Genomic DNA, 16,239 nt, shown 5'->3' with positions numbered 1-16,239 from the left:
TACCATCTGAACGCGACAAAAACGGGGAGCGGAAACGATGGGCACAAAAGAGAGCGATGTAACGCAAGACAAGGAGAGGCCTGCCGGAAGCCAGAGCCTTTTTCGTGGGTTGATGCTGATTGAGATCCTGAGTAATTACCCAAACGGATGCCCGCTGGCGCATCTGTCGGAACTGGCGGGCCTGAACAAAAGCACCGTTCATCGCTTATTGCAGGGGCTGCAATCCTGCGGCTACGTGACGCCAGCCCCGGCGGCGGGGAGCTATCGTCTGACGACAAAGTTTATCGCCGTTGGCCAAAAGGCTTTGTCGTCGCTCAACATCATCCACGTCGCGGCGCCGCATCTTGAGGCGCTCAACCTGGCCACCGGCGAGACGGTGAACTTCTCCAGCCGTGAAGATGACCACGCTATCCTGATTTATAAGCTGGAGCCGACCACCGGCATGCTGCGTACGCGCGCCTATATTGGCCAGCATATGCCGCTGTACTGCTCGGCAATGGGCAAGATTTATATGGCGTTTGGCCATCCTGACTACGTTGAGAGCTACTGGAATTCACACCAGGATATTATTCAGCCGCTGACCCGGAATACCATTACCGGCTTACCTGCGATGCATGATGAGCTGGCGCAGATCCGCGAGCGTAATATGGCGATGGACAGGGAAGAGAACGAGTTGGGCGTGTCCTGCCTGGCGGTCCCGGTTTTCGATATTCATGGACGCGTGCCTTATGCCATTTCTATCTCCTTATCAACATCGCGCCTCAAGCAGGTAGGAGAGAAGAATTTACTCAAGCCGCTGCGCGATACGGCAGAGGCGATTTCCCGCGAACTGGGCTTTTCCGTGCGGGAAGGGTAAGGCAGATGACCAAATTGTCCCGGGCATCTGAGAGAAAACGCCGCTGACTCCATTCAGGATCAAGGCGCGGAAGCGGTTTTTTCTGGCACTCTGCGTTTTTATCCCCAGTGGAGCAAGGATGAACCGGTTTATTATCGCGGATGCGCAAAAGTGCATCGGCTGCCGTACCTGTGAAGTCGCCTGCGTGGTATCCCATCAGCGGGACCAGGACTGTTCTGGCGTTTCCGCCATGCGCTTTGCGCCGCGGATCCGCGTGGTGAAAAATGACGAACTCTCGACGGCGACGCTTTGCCGCCAGTGTGAAGATGCGCCCTGCGCCAACGTCTGCCCCGAGGGCGCTATCCGCCGGGAAAATTCGGTCTGGCGCGTGGATCAGCGCCGCTGCATCGGCTGCAAAAGCTGCATGGTGGCGTGCCCCTATGGCGCGATGACGGTGATGCGGGTGGAGGAGGGCGTACAGGCGCTGAAGTGCGATTTGTGCAGCCATCGTGAAGAAGGCCCGGCCTGCGTGGCGGCATGCCCGACGCAGGCGCTGCGCTGCATCGAACCGATGGAGCTGGAGAGAATAGCCGCTGAACGTCGCCAGCGGATGGCGCTGGCGATGTAGCGATGATGCCTTCTTACGGCGTGTTCCCGGAGGCGGCGCTGGCGCGCCTTGTCCGGGCTGTCTGTCCGCAGAACGCTGGAAGCCTGTAGCCCGGCTGAGCGCAGCGCGAGCCGGGAATATATCTGGATTATTCGGGATTCTGGTGCCCGTTTACGCGCCCTGTTCACCCCATGCGCGTTCAACTTCTTCGGCGAGAATCTTCACGCCTGCTTCAATCTTCTCCGGGTCCGGCACATAGTTCATGCGCATGCACTGATGCGTGTGCGGCCACGGCTTATCCAGGCCAGGGAAGAAATAGTCGCCCGGCACCATCAGAACGCCGCGCTTTTTCAGGCGCTGGTACAGCAGCTCGGTAGAAATCGGCAGATCCTTAAACCATAGCCAGAGAAAAATCGCGCCTTCCGGTTTATGAATCAGGCAGCGATCTTCCGGCAAATAGCGACGAATAATGGCGATAGTCTCCTGAACGCGCTGGTAGTAGAACGGCTTAATCACCGTTTCCGACAGGCGCAGAAGATCGTTGCGTTTAATCATCTCGCACATCATGGCCGGCCCCATTCCGCCGGGGGCGAGGCTGATAATGCCGTTCATATTGCTGATGGCGGTGATGATTTTTTCGTTAGCGATGATAATCCCGCAGCGGCTACCCGGCAGGCCCAGCTTGGAGAGGCTCATGCACAGGACGATATTCGGATTCCACAGCGGCCTGGCGTCGCTGAAAATAATCCCCGGGAACGGAACGCCGTAGGCGTTATCAATCACCAACGGGATGCCGTGCTGGTTGGCCAGCGCATCCAGCTTGATCAGCTCATCGTCGGTGATCACGTTGCCCGTTGGGTTGGTGGGGCGGGAAACGCAGATCATTCCCGTCTCGTCCGTGACCTGCAAATGTTCGAAATCCACGTGGTATTTAAACTGGCCTTCCGGCAGCAGTTCAATGTTCGGGCGAGTGGCGACAAACAGATCTTCTTCAAGGCCGGCATCGGCGTAGCCGATGTACTCGGGCGTCAACGGAAACAGCACTTTACGGGTGGTTCCATCCGCGCGACGGCCTGCGAAGAGGTTAAACAAGTAGAAAAACGCGCTCTGACTGCCGTTTGTTAGTGCAATATTCTGTGGTTCGATCTCCCAACCCAGTTCATCACGCAGCATCTGCGCCAGCAGGGCCAGCAGCTCGCTTTTACCCTGCGGACCGTCATAATTACAAAGCGCATCAAGGGCTTTACCGCTGTTCAGCATGTCGGCCAGCAGGCTATGGAAGTAATCATTCATTTCCGGAATCTGCGCGGGATTGCCGCCGCCCAGCATGATGGCGCCCGGGGTACGCAGGCCGTCATTGAGGTCTTCCATCAAGCGGGTGATGCCCGAATGACGGGTAAATTTGTCGCCAAAAAGTGAAAATGTCATCGCGATTAGTCTGTCGGTATTCCAGGAAAGTGGGTAACCATAACGCCAGCGCAGACAGGGTGCAAATCGAGGTATCAGTGAGATATTTTGTTTTTATGCTGATAAAGGAAGAGATTTTGGATTTTTGTTCTGAAGCGGCTCCCCCGAGTGTCAGGGGAGCCTTGGGTCAGAAGGCTACTGCTGACCAGCCCATACCACCATCACTTTGTCATCGCCGTTCTCGCGAATAAAGCCGTAGCCTTTCGCCATCGATAGGGTGGTTTGTTTACCCATGCCAATCGCCGGATGACGGGCGCGGAACTGGCCCAGTTTCTCCCAGTGGGTCACGCTGCGCGCGGCTTTGCCGCTGACGTCCTGCCAGTTCATATCTGAGCGCGTCCCCTGAAGCGGATCGGAGCCGGTCGGGCCGAACGGTCGCGAGGATTCATCGCCGTAGAAGATCTGCACTGCGCCAGGCGCGAGCAGCAGCAATTCCGCCGCCGTGCTGCCGCCTTCGCGGAACAGGCTGGTATCGTGCGAGGAGAGATAGCTTAACACATTGAAATCCTGAAGCTTCTCTGCCATATGTTGCCAGGTCAGGTCGATATTCGCCAGGCAGCTTGTCGCTTTCGCCGCCTGATCCTGATAATCAAAATTCAGCATTGCGTCAAAACCGTGGCGATAGTAGTCGCTCTGCATCACTCCGTGGCCCCAGGCCTCGCCGGTCATCCAGAACGGCGCGTTATCCAGCGCTTTATCCGGATTGGCTTTTTTCCATTCCGCCAGCGCTTCAGTGGCCTGGGTTTTTAACTGCAGCCAGGCGGCCTGCTCGACGTGCTTGGCGGTATCGACGCGGAAGCCGTCGATGCCGTAGTCGCGCACCCATTGGCTCAGCCAGTGGGTCAGATAATCGCGCGGCGTATAGCCGGGGATCGCTTTGGCCGCGGTATCCGGCTTATGGCGATAGAAGTTTGGCAGGCCGGATGGCGCCGTGGATTCGGTTTTCAGATCCGGCAGGAAGGCCAGCGACATCGTCAGGTCATCAAATCCGGGGTTGTCGTAATCGCCAATATCGGTGCGGATCCACTTTTTACCCCACCATTTTTCCCAACCGGCTTTGTCGCTGAAGTTAATGTAGTCGTTAAAGCTGTGCCAGCTTTGTCCCGCGCGGGGCTTCCAGTCGGTCCAGCGCTCTCCGAGGGTCTTTTTCAGCTCATCGCCCTGGATGTACAGCGAGCCAAACTGAAACTCCTGCATATCGGCCAGGGTCGCGTAGCCGGTATGGTTCATCACCACGTCGAACAGAATGCGGATCCCGCGCTTGTGGGCCTCATCAACGAGGCGGCGCAGATCGTCTTCCGTTCCCATATTGGCATCCAGCTTCGTCCAGTCCTGGGTGTAATAGCCGTGATAGGCGTAGTGCGGGAAATCGCCTTTCGTACCGCCGCCGACCCAGCCGTGGATTTGTTCCAGCGGCGAACTGATCCAGAGCGCGTTAACCCCGAGCTGCTGGATGTAATCCAGTTTGCTGGTCAGGCCCTGCAGGTCGCCGCCGTGGAAGGTGCCAATTTCCTGCATGCCGTCTTTGTGGCGGCCATAGCTATTGTCGTTGGCCGGGTTGCCGTTGACAAAGCGATCGGTCAGGACGAAATAGACGGTGGCGTTATGCCAGTTGAACGGCGCGGCGGCTTCCGTTTCCGCGCGTTCAAGCAGCAGCAGACCATTGCTGTTAAACGCCGGCTGGAGGGTAACTTTACCGCCGCTGACGGTCGCGATATTACCGCTATAGAAATCGCGAACTTTACTACCTTCGGCGAAGGATTTGCTGACGTCAATGGTAAGCGGCTTGCCATCCCATTTCGGACACTGCTTCATCTGCGGCGCGGCGGCGGCGGTCTGTTTCTCCTCCAGAGAGACCATCATGGTTGGCGTACCTGAACGGGTATCGACTTCCAGGGTATAGCGGCCATCGCGGAATACGCGCCACTGCGGCGCCGGATCGCGGCAAGGTTCCATAGACAGCATCTGGTTGAGCTTGATCGCGCCGGCAGGCTGCCAGCACTGTTGGTCAAAATTAATCCGCAGAGGGCGCGTACCCTTTGCTACCTCGTTTTGACTGATAAATCTGCCGGTGCCTTCTTCGGTAAAGGCGGGGAAATCTGCGGTAGTCCAGGCGGCGAAGGCCATCCCAGGCAACAGCAGCGACGCAAGCGCAGCGAGTTTCATTCCGGAGTCCTGTGTACGGTTTTTTGTTCAGTTTGCGCGTCTGGCTGTCTAATGAACTCATCCCACCGGCGCTTTTCCAGGGAGGATGAAAAAGGGTGAGTGATCGCGTTCAAAAAACAAGCAAAAAATGCGAGGGCTGTCGCATTTTTGTACTGTTGTCATGGGGCGGAAACCGATTTCAGATGACAGCTTTTCGGAATTGGACTATTTCTGTGGGTGCGTCATCTGGGTATTTTTGATACTATTCGCGATTCAACTATCGATTTTTTGTGAAAAACAAGGCGTTGGAATGATTGCATCCGACCAGGAGACCTAATGATATCGACTCCCATTCGACGATATGGGGCCGCGATACTCATGTTACTTACCTGCATATTTTCAGGTAGTGTGCTGGCAACAACACACACAGCAACAACGAGTCATAAAGCCCCAATAGTTAAGAAGAAAAGCACCGTTAAAGTAAGCAAGGTAAGCAGTAAACAAGAGTATTCTCGCAATAGTGTAAAGAGCAGTTCACTTCCTGATTTGCGAAAATACCCTTCCGGGACACCAAGGAAAAAAGCGTTTCTCCGGACGGTAATGCCTTACATTACGAAACAGAATCAGGTGATTACCGCCGATCGTAACTGGCTTGTTTCCAAGCAGTACGATGCGCGTTGGTCGCCGAGCGAGCGTACGCGGCTGAAAGAGATCGCCTCTCGCTATAAAGTGAAGTGGTCCGGCAATACTCGCCATATTCCATGGAATTCGCTGCTTGAGCGCGTCGACATTATCCCGAATAGCATGGTCGCTACCATGGCAGCGGCGGAAAGCGGCTGGGGAACGTCAAAGCTGGCGCGGGTGAACAACAATTTATTTGGTATGAAGTGTGGCGGTGGAAACTGCCGTGGTGCGATGAAGGGCTACTCCCAGTTTGATTCGGTGGAAGAGTCCGTTCAGGCCTATGTCCGAAATCTGAATACGCATCCGGCCTATTCGTCGTTCCGTAAATCGCGTGCGCAGCTGCGTAAAGCCGATCAGGAAGTGACCGCCAGCACGATGATTCATAAGCTGAAGGGCTATTCGACCAAAGGGTCGAGCTATAACAACTATCTCTTCGCGATGTATCAGGATAACCAGCGGTTGATAGCCGCGCACATGTAATTGCTCTTACATGTCATCATTGATGCCCGGTGCGTAAGCCCGGGCATTTTTCTTTGCGCGCTACATCATGACTTCGCTGTGCCGGTCGCGGTACTCCTTCGGCGTCACGTCGTACTCTTTCTTAAACACTGAATAGAAATACTGCAGCGAGGGATAGCCGCACATCTGGGAGATTTCGTTAATCGATAGGGTGGTTGATACCAGCAGACTGCGCGCTTTTTCCAGCTTCTCGCTGTGGATCACCGTATGAATGGTTTCGCCGACTTCCTCTTTGAAGCGCTTTTCCAGATTCGAGCGGGAAATACCCACGGCGTCCAGCACCTGCTCAACTTTAATCCCTTTACAGGCGTGGTTACGGATATAGTGCATCGCCTGAATGACCGAAGGATCGGTGAGCGAACGGTAGTCGGTGGAGCGGCGTTCTACCACGCGCATCGGCGGGATAAGCTGACGCTGAAGCGGCAGCTCTTCATTCTCCAGCAGGCGATGCAGCAGCTTTGCCGCCTGGTAGCCCATCTGACGGGTGCCCTGCGCAACGGAGGAGAGCGCCACGCGCGACAGGTAGCGGGTAAGCTCTTCGTTATCTATGCCGATAACGCACAGCTTTTCCGGGACGGGGATATGCAGCCGCTCGCAGGCCTGTAATACGTGGCGCGCGCGGGCATCGGTAACGGCGATGATGCCGGTTTGCGGCGGCAGGGTTTGCAGCCAGTCGGCGAGGCGGTTTTGCGCATGCTGCCAGTTTTCCGGCGCCGTCTCGAGACCCTGATAGACCACGCCGCGATATTTCTCTCTGGCGACCAGCTGGCAAAACGCGTGTTCGCGCTCGGCGGCCCAGCCTTTACAGCTGGAAGCGGGCAGGCCGTAAAAGGCGAAGCGGTTAATGCCTTTTTCCTTCAGATGCAGGAAGGCGCTCTCAACCAGCGCGGCGTTGTCGGTGGCGATATAGTGAACCGGCGGATAGCACTCCGGGCGGTGGAAGGAGCCGCCGACGCCGACAATCGGAACATTCACGTCGATCAGCAGGTTTTCAATTTCCGGGTCGTCGTAATCGGCAATAACGCCGTCGCCTAACCACTCTTTGATGTTTTCAATTCGTGCCCGAAAATCTTCCTCAATGAAGATATCCCATTCCAGTTGCGATGCTTGTAAATATTCGCCGACGCCCTCAACGACCTGGCGATCGTAGGCTTTGTTGGCATTGAATAACAGCGTAATACGGTGACGCTTTTCAAACATAGTGTTGTTCCTGGTCTCTCTTGCAGGCCATACAATACCGGCCAATGCCCGGATTTTTTCAAGCTACTTGTGCCTAAGTTTGGCGGTAGCGCAAATAATTCGGGCATTTTTTTTCACAGCCCTCAGCTTCGGCGTTTCGTGGCGGAATCCATCCATACCGCGAGCAATAAAATGACCCCTTTAACGATGTACTGCCAGAAGGTGGCGACGTCCATCATGCTCATGCCGTTGTCCAGCGCGGACATGATAAAAGCGCCCATGACCGCGCCCGCGACGCTGCCGACGCCGCCGGCGAGGCTGGTACCGCCGATCACGCAGGCGGCGATGGCGTCCAGTTCGGCGATGTTGCCGGCGGAAGGGGAACCGGCGCCAAGACGCGAGCTGAGAATCAACCCGGCAATCGCCACCATCAGGCCATTAATGGCGAACACCGCCAGCTTGGTGCGTTCCACGCTGATGCCGGATAGACGCGCGGCCTCCAGGTTGCCGCCGATGGCGTAGATGCGGCGCCCAAACGCGGTACGGGTGGCCATAAACATGCCCGCCAGCAGCAGCGCGGCGAGAATCAGTACCGGCGTCGGGACGCCGCGATAGTCGTTTAACAGCCAGATGGCGCCCAGTACAATAACGGCGGTAATCGTCTGGCGGCCAACGGCTGAAGCGGAGGCGGGCGTGGAGAGGCCGAGAGCCTGACGTCGCATACGGCCGCGCCACTGCCAGATGATAAAGGCCGCCATGCCCGCCACGCCGATACCAAAGCCAACGCCATCAGGCAGATAGCTCTGGCCGATTTGCGACATTGCCGGGCTGGTGGGAGAGACGGTGGTCCCGTTGGTAATGCCTATCAAAATACCGCGAAATGCCAGCATGCCGGCGAGCGTCACGATAAACGAGGGGACTTTACGATAGGCAACCCACCAACCGTTCCAGGCCCCCAGCAGCAGGCCAAGCGCCAGGGTGACCACAATGGTCAGCGGTAGCGGCCAGCCCAGCCAGACATCAAATATTGCCGCTGCGCCGCCGAGCAGCCCCATCATTGAGCCGACGGAGAGATCGATCTCGGCGGAAATAATCACAAACACCATGCCGACCGCGAGAATGCCGGTAATGGCGGTCTGGCGCAGCAGGTTGGAGATATTACGCGCGCTCAGATAAGCGCCTTCGGTGGTCCAGGTGAAAAACAGCATAATGGCCACGATAGCGGCGATCATCACGAATACCTGGAGGTTCATCCCCTTCAGCCCCGATAGCGCGCCAGCGGCAGGTGGGGTGAGTTTCATTTCAGACGACGTGTTCTTCGACATGGCGTTCGCTCCTCAGTGCGGCTTCCATCACCTGTTCCTGGGTCAGACCCTGGTTGATCAAATTAGCCTTCAATTTACCTTCATGCATCACCAGCACCCGGTCGCTTAGCCCCAGCACTTCGGGCAGTTCGGATGAAATGACAATGACGGCGATCCCCTGCTGCACCAGCTGATTAATCAGCTTGTAGATTTCGTACTTGGCGCCGATGTCAATGCCGCGGGTGGGCTCATCGAGTATCAGAATGCGCGGGTTCAGCAGCAGGCAGCGGGCGAGGATCGCCTTTTGCTGATTGCCGCCGCTCAGGCGACCGATCGCCAGCTCCGGCGATGAGGTTTTGATCTTCAAACGCTGGATGGATTGCTGAATACAGTGCTGCTCTCCGGCATCGTCAAGGCTGCTCAGCGGACCGGTAAACTGGTTTAACGCGGCGAGGGTGATGTTTTTACCCACCGCCATGACCGGCACAATACCGTCTTTCTTTCTGTCTTCCGGTACCATGGCGATGCCCTGCGCAATAGCCTGCTGGCAGCTGTGAATCGTCACCTGCTGGCCATCAATAAAGATTTTTCCCTGCCAGCGGCCCGGCCAGACGCCGAACAGGCACTGGACCGCTTCGGTACGGCCCGCGCCGACCAGCCCGGCGATCCCTAGTATTTCACCGCGCCGCAGCGAAAAGGAGACGTCATTGACCCGCTTAATATGGCGATTCACCGGGTGCCAGGCCGTCAGGTTTTCCACCCGCAGGATTTCCTCGCCGCAGCTGTGGGCTTCGCTCGGATAGAGGGCGGTAAGCTCGCGGCCGACCATCATGGTGATAATGTCATCTTCGTTCATGCCGTCAGCGTTACGGGTACCGATATGCTGCCCATCGCGGATCACGCAGATGGTGTCGGAGATGGCTTTGACTTCATTGAGCTTGTGGGAAATGTAAATACAGGCAATACCGTGATTTTGCAGATCGCGAATAATATTCAGCAGAATTGCCGTCTCCTGCTCCGTTAACGAGGCGGTGGGTTCGTCGAGAATTAACAACCGTACCTGTTTATTCAGCGCTTTTGCTATTTCGACCAGCTGCTGCTGGCCAAGGCCCAAATCGCCGACGCGGGTATCGGGTGATATGGCTAAATTGACCTGGGCCAGCAGCTTTTCGCAGCGTAAGGTCATGGTTTCGTAATCCAGCAGACCGCGGCGGGAGATCTCCGCGCCGAGAAAAATATTCTCCAGAACGGTCAGATGTTTTACCAGCGCCAGCTCCTGATGAATGATGGCAATCCCTTTGCGCTCGGTATCGCGTATATGGCCCGGCCGCAACGTTTCCCCGGAAAAAATAATCTCTCCCTCATAGCTACCGTGCGGATATATTCCGCAAAGGACCTTCATGAGCGTGGATTTACCGGAGCCGTTTTCGCCGCACAGCGAGACCACTTCTCCGGCGTTAAGCCGCAGACTGACATTATCAATCGCCTTCACCGTACCGAAGGTTTTAGTAATGTTTTTCATTTCGAGTAACCAGGACATAGAGACTCCACATAAGCGATATCCGGCTGGATGGGGCAACGCCCCCGGGAGAGGGCGTCAGAGATTACAGCTCGCTTTTTTTGTGGAAACCGTCTTTGATCACCGTCTGGTCAATGTTGTCTTTATTGACCTCAATGGGCGTCAGCAGCCGGGAAGGCACATCTTTGAGGCCGTTGTTGAGCGTGGCGTCGGCCTTCGGCTGCTTATCGTTGCCCAGTTCGACGGCGATCTCTGCTGCGGTGGTGGCAAGGTCAGCGATCGGTTTGTAAACGGTCATCGTCTGAGTGCCAGCGATAATGCGCTTCACGCCGGCGAGGTCGGCATCCTGCCCGGAAATCGCCACTTTGCCTGCGAGCCCCTGGGCGCTTAACGCCTGAATGGCGCCGCCGGCGGTGGCATCGTTAGAGGCGACGACCGCATCAATTTTGTTATTGTTGGCGGTCAGGGCGTTTTCCATAATCTTCAACGCATTTTCTGGCAGCCATCCGTCGACCCACTGATCGCCGACGACTTTAATTTTTCCTTCATCAATATAGGGCTTAAGAACTTTCATTTGGCCGGCGCGGAAAAGCTTGGCGTTATTGTCTACCGGCGAGCCGCCCATTAAGAAATAGTTGCCCTGAGGCACTTTATTGACCAGGCTTTGCGCCTGCATTTCGCCAACTTTCTCATTATTAAAAGAAATATAGAAATCAATATCGGCGTTATTGATGAGACGATCGTAGGCGAGAACTTTAATTCCCTCCTGTTTAGCCTCTTTTATCACATTACTCAGCACCTGACCGTTATAGGGAATAATAACCAGAACGTCGACGCCGCGATTAATCATATTTTCGATTTGCGACATTTGCGTTTCTTCGTTGCCATTGGCTGACTGGACGAATACTTTTGCACCTAATGATTCAGCTTTATTGACAAAAATATCGCGATCTTTTTGCCAGCGCTCAAGGCGCAGGTCGTCAATCGCCATGCCAATTTTGACTTCTTTCGCAATGCCCGACAGGCTGGTGAGGAGGAGTGAAGCACAGAGCGTTAGGCAAAGGTTCTTTATCTTCATAATAATAACACCTTTTTTGTAAAGTGCAGGATAAGACGAACGATAAAAATAAACGGCCTGATACGTAGCAGATTTTTAACGCGGAAAGGAGCGCTGGCAATTATCTATGCTTATTTTGCCGTTATGAAATTTTGTTTATTTGTTAATTTATGACCGCGATCGTACTTTAATAATTAGTTCTCATCGTATTTCATTGATCTCTCGTGGCGTAAGCAGCGAAGTGAGGGCGTTGTTCTATTGTTTTTGCGACCTGGCGCACGTTTGTGGATTCTCTCAATCACAGTGTGAAATAACGTAATTGAGGAAACTAAAAAGAGAATTCTATATTGGCTTATGACTTATTACTCGCCGCATCCCTGAATATGGAGTTCATTATGCAGACCTATTTTGATCAGCTCGATCGCGTTCGTTATGAAGGCCCGAAATCCGCTAACCCACTGGCTTTCCGTCATTACAATCCGGATGAGCTGGTCCTGGGCAAACGGATGGAAGAGCACCTGCGCTTTGCGGCCTGCTACTGGCATACCTTCTGCTGGAACGGCGCTGATATGTTCGGCGTGGGCTCCTTTAACCGCCCGTGGCAGCAGCCGGGCGAAGCGCTGGAAATGGCGAAACGCAAAGCCGATGTCGCGTTTGAGTTTTTCCACAAACTGAACGTACCGTACTACTGCTTCCACGACGTTGACGTTTCTCCGGAAGGGGCGTCGTTGAAAGAGTATGCCAATAACTTCGCGCAGATGGTGGATGTGCTGGCGGAAAAACAGCAGCAGAGCGGCGTCAAGCTGCTGTGGGGTACGGCAAACTGCTTTACGAACCCGCGTTACGGTGCCGGTGCGGCAACCAACCCGGATCCGGAAGTGTTCAGCTGGGCGGCCACTCAGGTGGTGACCGCGATGGATGCGACCCACAAACTGGGCGGGGAAAACTACGTCCTGTGGGGCGGCCGCGAAGGCTATGAAACTCTGCTCAATACCGACCTGCGCCAGGAGCGCGAGCAGATTGGCCGCTTTATGCAGCTGGTCGTGGAGCATAAACATAAAATCGGCTTCCAGGGCACGCTGCTGATTGAACCTAAACCGCAGGAGCCAACCAAGCATCAGTACGATTACGACGCGTCTACCGTCTATGGCTTCCTGAAACAGTTCGGCCTGGAAAAAGAGATCAAACTGAACATCGAAGCGAACCACGCGACGCTGGCCGGCCACACTTTCCACCACGAAATTGCGACCGCCATTGCTCTGGGTCTGTTTGGTTCCGTTGATGCTAACCGCGGCGACCCGCAGCTGGGCTGGGATACCGACCAATTCCCGAACAGCGTTGAAGAGAATGCGCTGGTGATGTACGAAATCCTGAAAGCGGGCGGCTTCACCACCGGCGGCCTGAACTTTGATGCTAAAGTGCGTCGTCAGAGCACCGACAAATACGACCTGTTCTACGGCCACATTGGCGCGATGGACACCATGGCGCTGGCGTTAAAAGTCGCTGCTCGTATGATTGAAGACGGCGAGCTGGATAAACGCGTCGCCAGGCGCTATGCCGGCTGGAACGGCGAGCTGGGTCAGCAGATCCTGAAAGGCCAGATGAACCTGGCGGACATTGCCCAGTATGCCACTCAGCATAACCTGGCGCCGGAGCACCAGAGCGGCCATCAGGAACTGCTGGAAAACGTGGTTAACCGTTACCTCTTTGATCGCTAATGAGGGCGATGATGCCCGGCGAGCCCGGGCATTGGCGATAACCGATGCTTTATTCGCGCCACGCTTAGCCGTGGCGCGTTAGTAAGGAGAGGCTGTATGTATATCGGGATTGATCTGGGCACCTCGGGCGTCAAGGCTATTCTGCTCAACGAGCAAGGCGAGGTCGTGGCTTCGCATACCGAAAAGCTCAACGTGTCGCGTCCGCACCCTTTATGGTCTGAACAAGATCCTGAGCACTGGTGGCTGGCGACGGACCGCGCGATGAAAGCGCTGGGCGCGCAGCACTCGCTGCGCGAAGTCAAAGCGTTAGGTATTGCGGGCCAGATGCACGGCGCGACGCTGCTGGATAAGCAACAGCGCGTCCTGCGCCCGGCGATTTTATGGAATGATGGCCGCTGCGGTGAAGAGTGCGCGCTGCTGGAAGAGAACGTCAGCCGTTCGCGGCAGATAACCGGCAACCTGATGATGCCGGGATTTACCGCGCCGAAGCTGCTGTGGGTACAACGTCACGAGCCTGAGATCTTCAAACAGGTCGATAAAGTCCTGCTGCCAAAAGATTATTTACGTTTGCGCATGACCGGTGAGTTCGCCAGCGATATGTCCGATGCCGCCGGAACGATGTGGATGGACGTGGCGCGCCGCGACTGGAGCGATGAGATGCTCGCCGCCTGCGGTCTGAGCCGCGATAACATGCCGGCGCTGTTCGAAGGATGTGAAGTGACGGGTTCGCTGCGCCCGGCCGTCGCGCAGTCGTGGAATATGCCGGAAGCGCTGGTGGTGGCCGGCGGCGGCGACAACGCGGCGGGGGCGGTGGGTGTTGGCATGGCGGATGCGGGCCAGGCGATGCTGTCGCTGGGGACCTCCGGCGTCTACTTTGCCGTCAGCGACGGCTTTCTGAGCAAGCCGGAAAGCGCCGTACACAGTTTCTGCCACGCGCTGCCCGGGCGCTGGCATCTGATGTCGGTCATGCTGAGCGCGGCTTCCTGCCTCGATTGGGCGGCGACATTAACCGGCCTCGGCACGGTTCCGGCGCTGATTGCGGCGGCGGAAGCGGCGAACGACGATGCCGATCCGGTCTGGTTCCTGCCCTATCTCTCCGGTGAACGTACGCCGCACAATAATCCGCAGGCCAAAGGCGTCTTTTTCGGCCTGACTCATCAACATGGTCCGGCGGAACTGGCGCGGGCGGTGCTGGAGGGCGTCGGTTATGCGCTGGCGGACGGTATGGATGTGGTTCACGCCTGCGGCGTGAAGCCCGAGAGCGTCACGCTTATCGGCGGCGGCGCGCGCAGCGCCTACTGGCGGCAAATGCTGGCGGATATTAGCGGCCAGCAGCTGGATTTCCGCACCGGCGGTGACGTCGGCCCCGCGCTTGGCGCGGCGCGGCTGGCCCAGCTGGCGTTGCATCAAAATATCGCGTTTTCCGATCTACTTCCTCAGCTCCCGCTGGAACAGGCTCATCGTCCTGATGCCGAGCGCTTTGCTCGTTACGCCCCTCGCCGGGAAACCTTCCGCCAGATTTATCAGCAGCTTTTACCGCTGATGTCCTGATTCTTTCGCCCCTGTCGATGGGGCGAATTCATCTCATGAATAATTTTAAATTCATGTAGTTATCGAGTGTATTTATATATTCTGAATTTATCGTTTCAGGGACGAAAAGTACGGATAAACGCGTTCTGCCAGTCCACAATGGGGCCTGTCTTATGCCAGGGAGGCACCATGAAAAACAATCTTATTGCAAGGCTGTTGATGTCTATTGGCGCACTGGTTTATCTGGTGGGAATCTGGCGAACCTGCCCATTATTTAGCGGTAAAGGCTATTTTCTGGGCGTTCTGGTCATGGGGATGTTTGCTGTGCTCACGCATCAGCGAACGGCGCAAGAAGCACAGCGAGACGGCGATTTTATCTCTCTGTGCCGGCTGGTGGTGCTGCTGTCGGCGGGATTGCTGCTGGTCGGCGCCTGGTTTGTCCCGGCTCCGTGGCGTGAAAAAAGTATTTACGTGATGGCGTGGTTTGTCTGTATGTACGGCGCGTCGGCAACGCCTTATCCCGCTAAAGTCACGGATAAAGCTCGCAATAACTCAGTGGAATAAGCTGTCAGCGGACAGCGAAGAGAGGTCGGCGCAGTCACGGAAGAGCCCGCTGAGTAAACGACGGCGCCGGCGTTGAACCGCAGGCGCCGTTTTTCAGCTCACCAGCCGGCGGCTGTCAATTCGCTGTACCAACATTGATAGCGCCAGGCTACCCAGCAGCGCAGCGCTGAATATCCAGGCAATATCCAACATTGGCCAGCGGGTCAGCTCCAGTCCGCTGGCGCGCAGCGCGTGAATAATCAGCGCATGAAATCCGTAAATGCCTAACGAATGGCGCGCAATAAGCGCAATAAACGGCAACTGACGCGTATTGAGCGTATTTTTTACCAGCGTCAGCAGGGCGAGCGCGCAGACAAAAACCGCGGGGCCGCAGTATAAATACCAGGTATCACCAAAATCGCCGCGCCAGCGCAGTTCGTGCAGCGTGCCGCGTGATATTACCCATACTCCCGTGATGAATAGCCCAGCGCAGAGCGCAGTCAGCCATTTTTTATCGGTATCCAGCGTGCCGATTGCCCGCCCTAATACGCCGTACATCACGTAGTAGAACGTATCGCCATTGATATAGAGATTGACCGGCAGCCATTCAACGCCTGCGGCTTTCACCGGGACCATATTGGGGTTTGCCAGAATACCCAGCACCAGCATCAGCGCCAGCAGCATCCTGCCGCTCACCTGTTTAACCTGCACCAGCGGAGAAAGCAGGTAAATGACTACGATAGCGAAGAAGAACCACAGATGGTAGAACACCGGTTTCTGCAGCAAATTTCTCAGCGACAGTTCAACGTTGATGTGGGTAAACAAGGTGATATAGAGCAGCGACAGCGCGCTATAAAAGAGAATGCACAGCGCGATACGCAGAAAATGGCGGGGCTGGGCGCTGCGCTCGCCGAAAAACAGATAGCCTGAAATCATGAAAAACAGGGGGACGCTGACGCGAGATGCAGAGTTGAGGATATTGGCGAGATCCCACTCCAGCAGGCTGATGGTGTGCGGATGCGTGATATACCAGGTGGTACTATGAATCATGACCACCATCATGCAGGCAATGCCGCGCAAATGAGTAATCCAGTGAATTTTTTCCTGCATCAGTGCCTCTGTTTCTCCTTCT

13 protein-coding genes are annotated in these 16,239 nt (G+C 55.9%); 6 read left to right on the top strand and 7 right to left on the bottom strand.

Annotation, left to right across the window (positions count from 1 at the left end; translation table 11 throughout):
• The first annotated feature begins 37 nt into the window (after positions 1-37).
• Entirely contained in the window at positions 38-856 is an 819-nt protein-coding gene (gene yiaJ, locus BJF97_RS27835) for an IclR family transcriptional regulator YiaJ (RefSeq protein ID WP_014839765.1), read from the top strand.
• A gap of 118 nt (positions 857-974) precedes the next feature.
• Positions 975-1,463, top strand: coding sequence for a 4Fe-4S dicluster domain-containing protein (locus tag BJF97_RS27830; RefSeq protein ID WP_025106779.1), 489 nt, complete (start codon positions 975-977; stop codon positions 1,461-1,463).
• Between the two features lie 150 nt (positions 1,464-1,613).
• Here the strand turns inward: BJF97_RS27830 and avtA are convergent, their stop codons facing one another.
• Together avtA and BJF97_RS27820 are read right to left on the bottom strand one after the other, a co-directional pair.
• The gene (avtA, locus tag BJF97_RS27825) at positions 1,614-2,870 is read right to left on the bottom strand and encodes a valine--pyruvate transaminase (protein WP_025106780.1); all 1,257 of its coding nucleotides are present in this window, start codon (positions 2,868-2,870) and stop codon (positions 1,614-1,616) included.
• A gap of 174 nt (positions 2,871-3,044) precedes the next feature.
• A complete protein-coding gene (locus BJF97_RS27820; protein WP_032692960.1) occupies positions 3,045-5,075 on the bottom strand; it encodes an alpha-amylase in 2,031 nt (676 codons plus the stop codon).
• Between the two features lie 315 nt (positions 5,076-5,390).
• Here BJF97_RS27820 and BJF97_RS27815 point away from each other — a divergent pair, with 315 nt between their 5' ends.
• Entirely contained in the window at positions 5,391-6,218 is an 828-nt protein-coding gene (locus BJF97_RS27815; RefSeq protein ID WP_071881704.1) for a protein bax, read from the top strand.
• A 60-nt stretch (positions 6,219-6,278) separates the two neighbouring features.
• Here BJF97_RS27815 and xylR read toward each other — a convergent pair whose 3' ends face one another.
• The 4 genes from xylR to xylF all read right to left on the bottom strand — a co-directional run bounded on the left by xylR (position 6,279) and on the right by xylF (position 11,337).
• The gene (gene xylR / locus BJF97_RS27810) at positions 6,279-7,457 is read right to left on the bottom strand and encodes a D-xylose utilization transcriptional activator XylR (protein ID WP_004126484.1); all 1,179 of its coding nucleotides are present in this window, start codon (positions 7,455-7,457) and stop codon (positions 6,279-6,281) included.
• A 122-nt stretch (positions 7,458-7,579) separates the two neighbouring features.
• A complete protein-coding gene (gene xylH, locus BJF97_RS27805) occupies positions 7,580-8,761 on the bottom strand; it encodes a xylose ABC transporter permease XylH (protein WP_014227207.1) in 1,182 nt (393 codons plus the stop codon).
• Complete coding sequence (locus BJF97_RS27800; RefSeq protein ID WP_032692959.1) at positions 8,739-10,280, bottom strand: xylose ABC transporter ATP-binding protein; 1,542 nt, start codon at positions 10,278-10,280, stop codon at positions 8,739-8,741. Before BJF97_RS27800 ends, xylH begins: the two co-directional genes overlap by 23 nt.
• A 64-nt stretch (positions 10,281-10,344) precedes the next feature.
• Entirely contained in the window at positions 10,345-11,337 is a 993-nt protein-coding gene (gene xylF, locus BJF97_RS27795; RefSeq protein WP_014227205.1) for a D-xylose ABC transporter substrate-binding protein, read from the bottom strand.
• Between the two features lie 374 nt (positions 11,338-11,711).
• On the opposite strand from xylF, the gene xylA reads away from it, so the two are divergent.
• The 3 genes from xylA to yiaB all read left to right on the top strand — a co-directional run bounded on the left by xylA (position 11,712) and on the right by yiaB (position 15,128).
• Positions 11,712-13,034 (top strand): xylose isomerase, encoded by a 1,323-nt coding sequence (gene xylA / locus BJF97_RS27790; RefSeq protein ID WP_025106783.1) that lies wholly within the window; start codon positions 11,712-11,714, stop codon positions 13,032-13,034.
• 96 nt (positions 13,035-13,130) lie between these two features.
• On the top strand, positions 13,131-14,585 hold the full coding sequence (gene xylB, locus BJF97_RS27785) for a xylulokinase (protein ID WP_014227203.1): 1,455 nt from the start codon (positions 13,131-13,133) through the stop codon (positions 14,583-14,585).
• Between the two features lie 168 nt (positions 14,586-14,753).
• The gene (gene yiaB, locus BJF97_RS27780) at positions 14,754-15,128 is read left to right on the top strand and encodes an inner membrane protein YiaB (protein ID WP_025106785.1); all 375 of its coding nucleotides are present in this window, start codon (positions 14,754-14,756) and stop codon (positions 15,126-15,128) included.
• A 93-nt stretch (positions 15,129-15,221) separates the two neighbouring features.
• On the opposite strand, the gene BJF97_RS27775 is transcribed toward yiaB, so the two are convergent.
• On the bottom strand, positions 15,222-16,217 hold the full coding sequence (locus BJF97_RS27775; protein ID WP_032692958.1) for an acyltransferase: 996 nt from the start codon (positions 16,215-16,217) through the stop codon (positions 15,222-15,224).
• Between the last annotated feature and the right edge of the window lie 22 nt (positions 16,218-16,239).

The organism is Klebsiella sp. LTGPAF-6F (assembly GCF_001753185.1).
GTDB lineage: Bacteria > Pseudomonadota > Gammaproteobacteria > Enterobacterales > Enterobacteriaceae > Klebsiella > Klebsiella michiganensis.
This window is presented reverse-complemented; position numbering and strand designations above follow the sequence as displayed.

Bases quoted from the DNA above. Each gene is read 5' to 3' on its own strand.
- yiaB (WP_025106785.1), top strand. From the start codon at position 14,754: ATGAAAAACAATCTTATTGCAAGGCTGTTGATGTCTATTGGCGCACTG.
- BJF97_RS27830 (WP_025106779.1), top strand. From the start codon at position 975: ATGAACCGGTTTATTATCGCGGATGCGCAAAAGTGCATCGGCTGCCGT.
- yiaJ (WP_014839765.1), top strand. From the start codon at position 38: ATGGGCACAAAAGAGAGCGATGTAACGCAAGACAAGGAGAGGCCTGCC.
- BJF97_RS27815 (WP_071881704.1), top strand. From the start codon at position 5,391: ATGATATCGACTCCCATTCGACGATATGGGGCCGCGATACTCATGTTA.
- BJF97_RS27820 (WP_032692960.1), bottom strand. From the start codon at position 5,075: ATGAAACTCGCTGCGCTTGCGTCGCTGCTGTTGCCTGGGATGGCCTTC.
- xylB (WP_014227203.1), top strand. From the start codon at position 13,131: ATGTATATCGGGATTGATCTGGGCACCTCGGGCGTCAAGGCTATTCTG.
- xylR (WP_004126484.1), bottom strand. From the start codon at position 7,457: ATGTTTGAAAAGCGTCACCGTATTACGCTGTTATTCAATGCCAACAAA.
- xylF (WP_014227205.1), bottom strand. From the start codon at position 11,337: ATGAAGATAAAGAACCTTTGCCTAACGCTCTGTGCTTCACTCCTCCTC.
- BJF97_RS27800 (WP_032692959.1), bottom strand. From the start codon at position 10,280: ATGTCCTGGTTACTCGAAATGAAAAACATTACTAAAACCTTCGGTACG.
- BJF97_RS27775 (WP_032692958.1), bottom strand. From the start codon at position 16,217: ATGCAGGAAAAAATTCACTGGATTACTCATTTGCGCGGCATTGCCTGC.
- avtA (WP_025106780.1), bottom strand. From the start codon at position 2,870: ATGACATTTTCACTTTTTGGCGACAAATTTACCCGTCATTCGGGCATC.
- xylA (WP_025106783.1), top strand. From the start codon at position 11,712: ATGCAGACCTATTTTGATCAGCTCGATCGCGTTCGTTATGAAGGCCCG.
- xylH (WP_014227207.1), bottom strand. From the start codon at position 8,761: ATGTCGAAGAACACGTCGTCTGAAATGAAACTCACCCCACCTGCCGCT.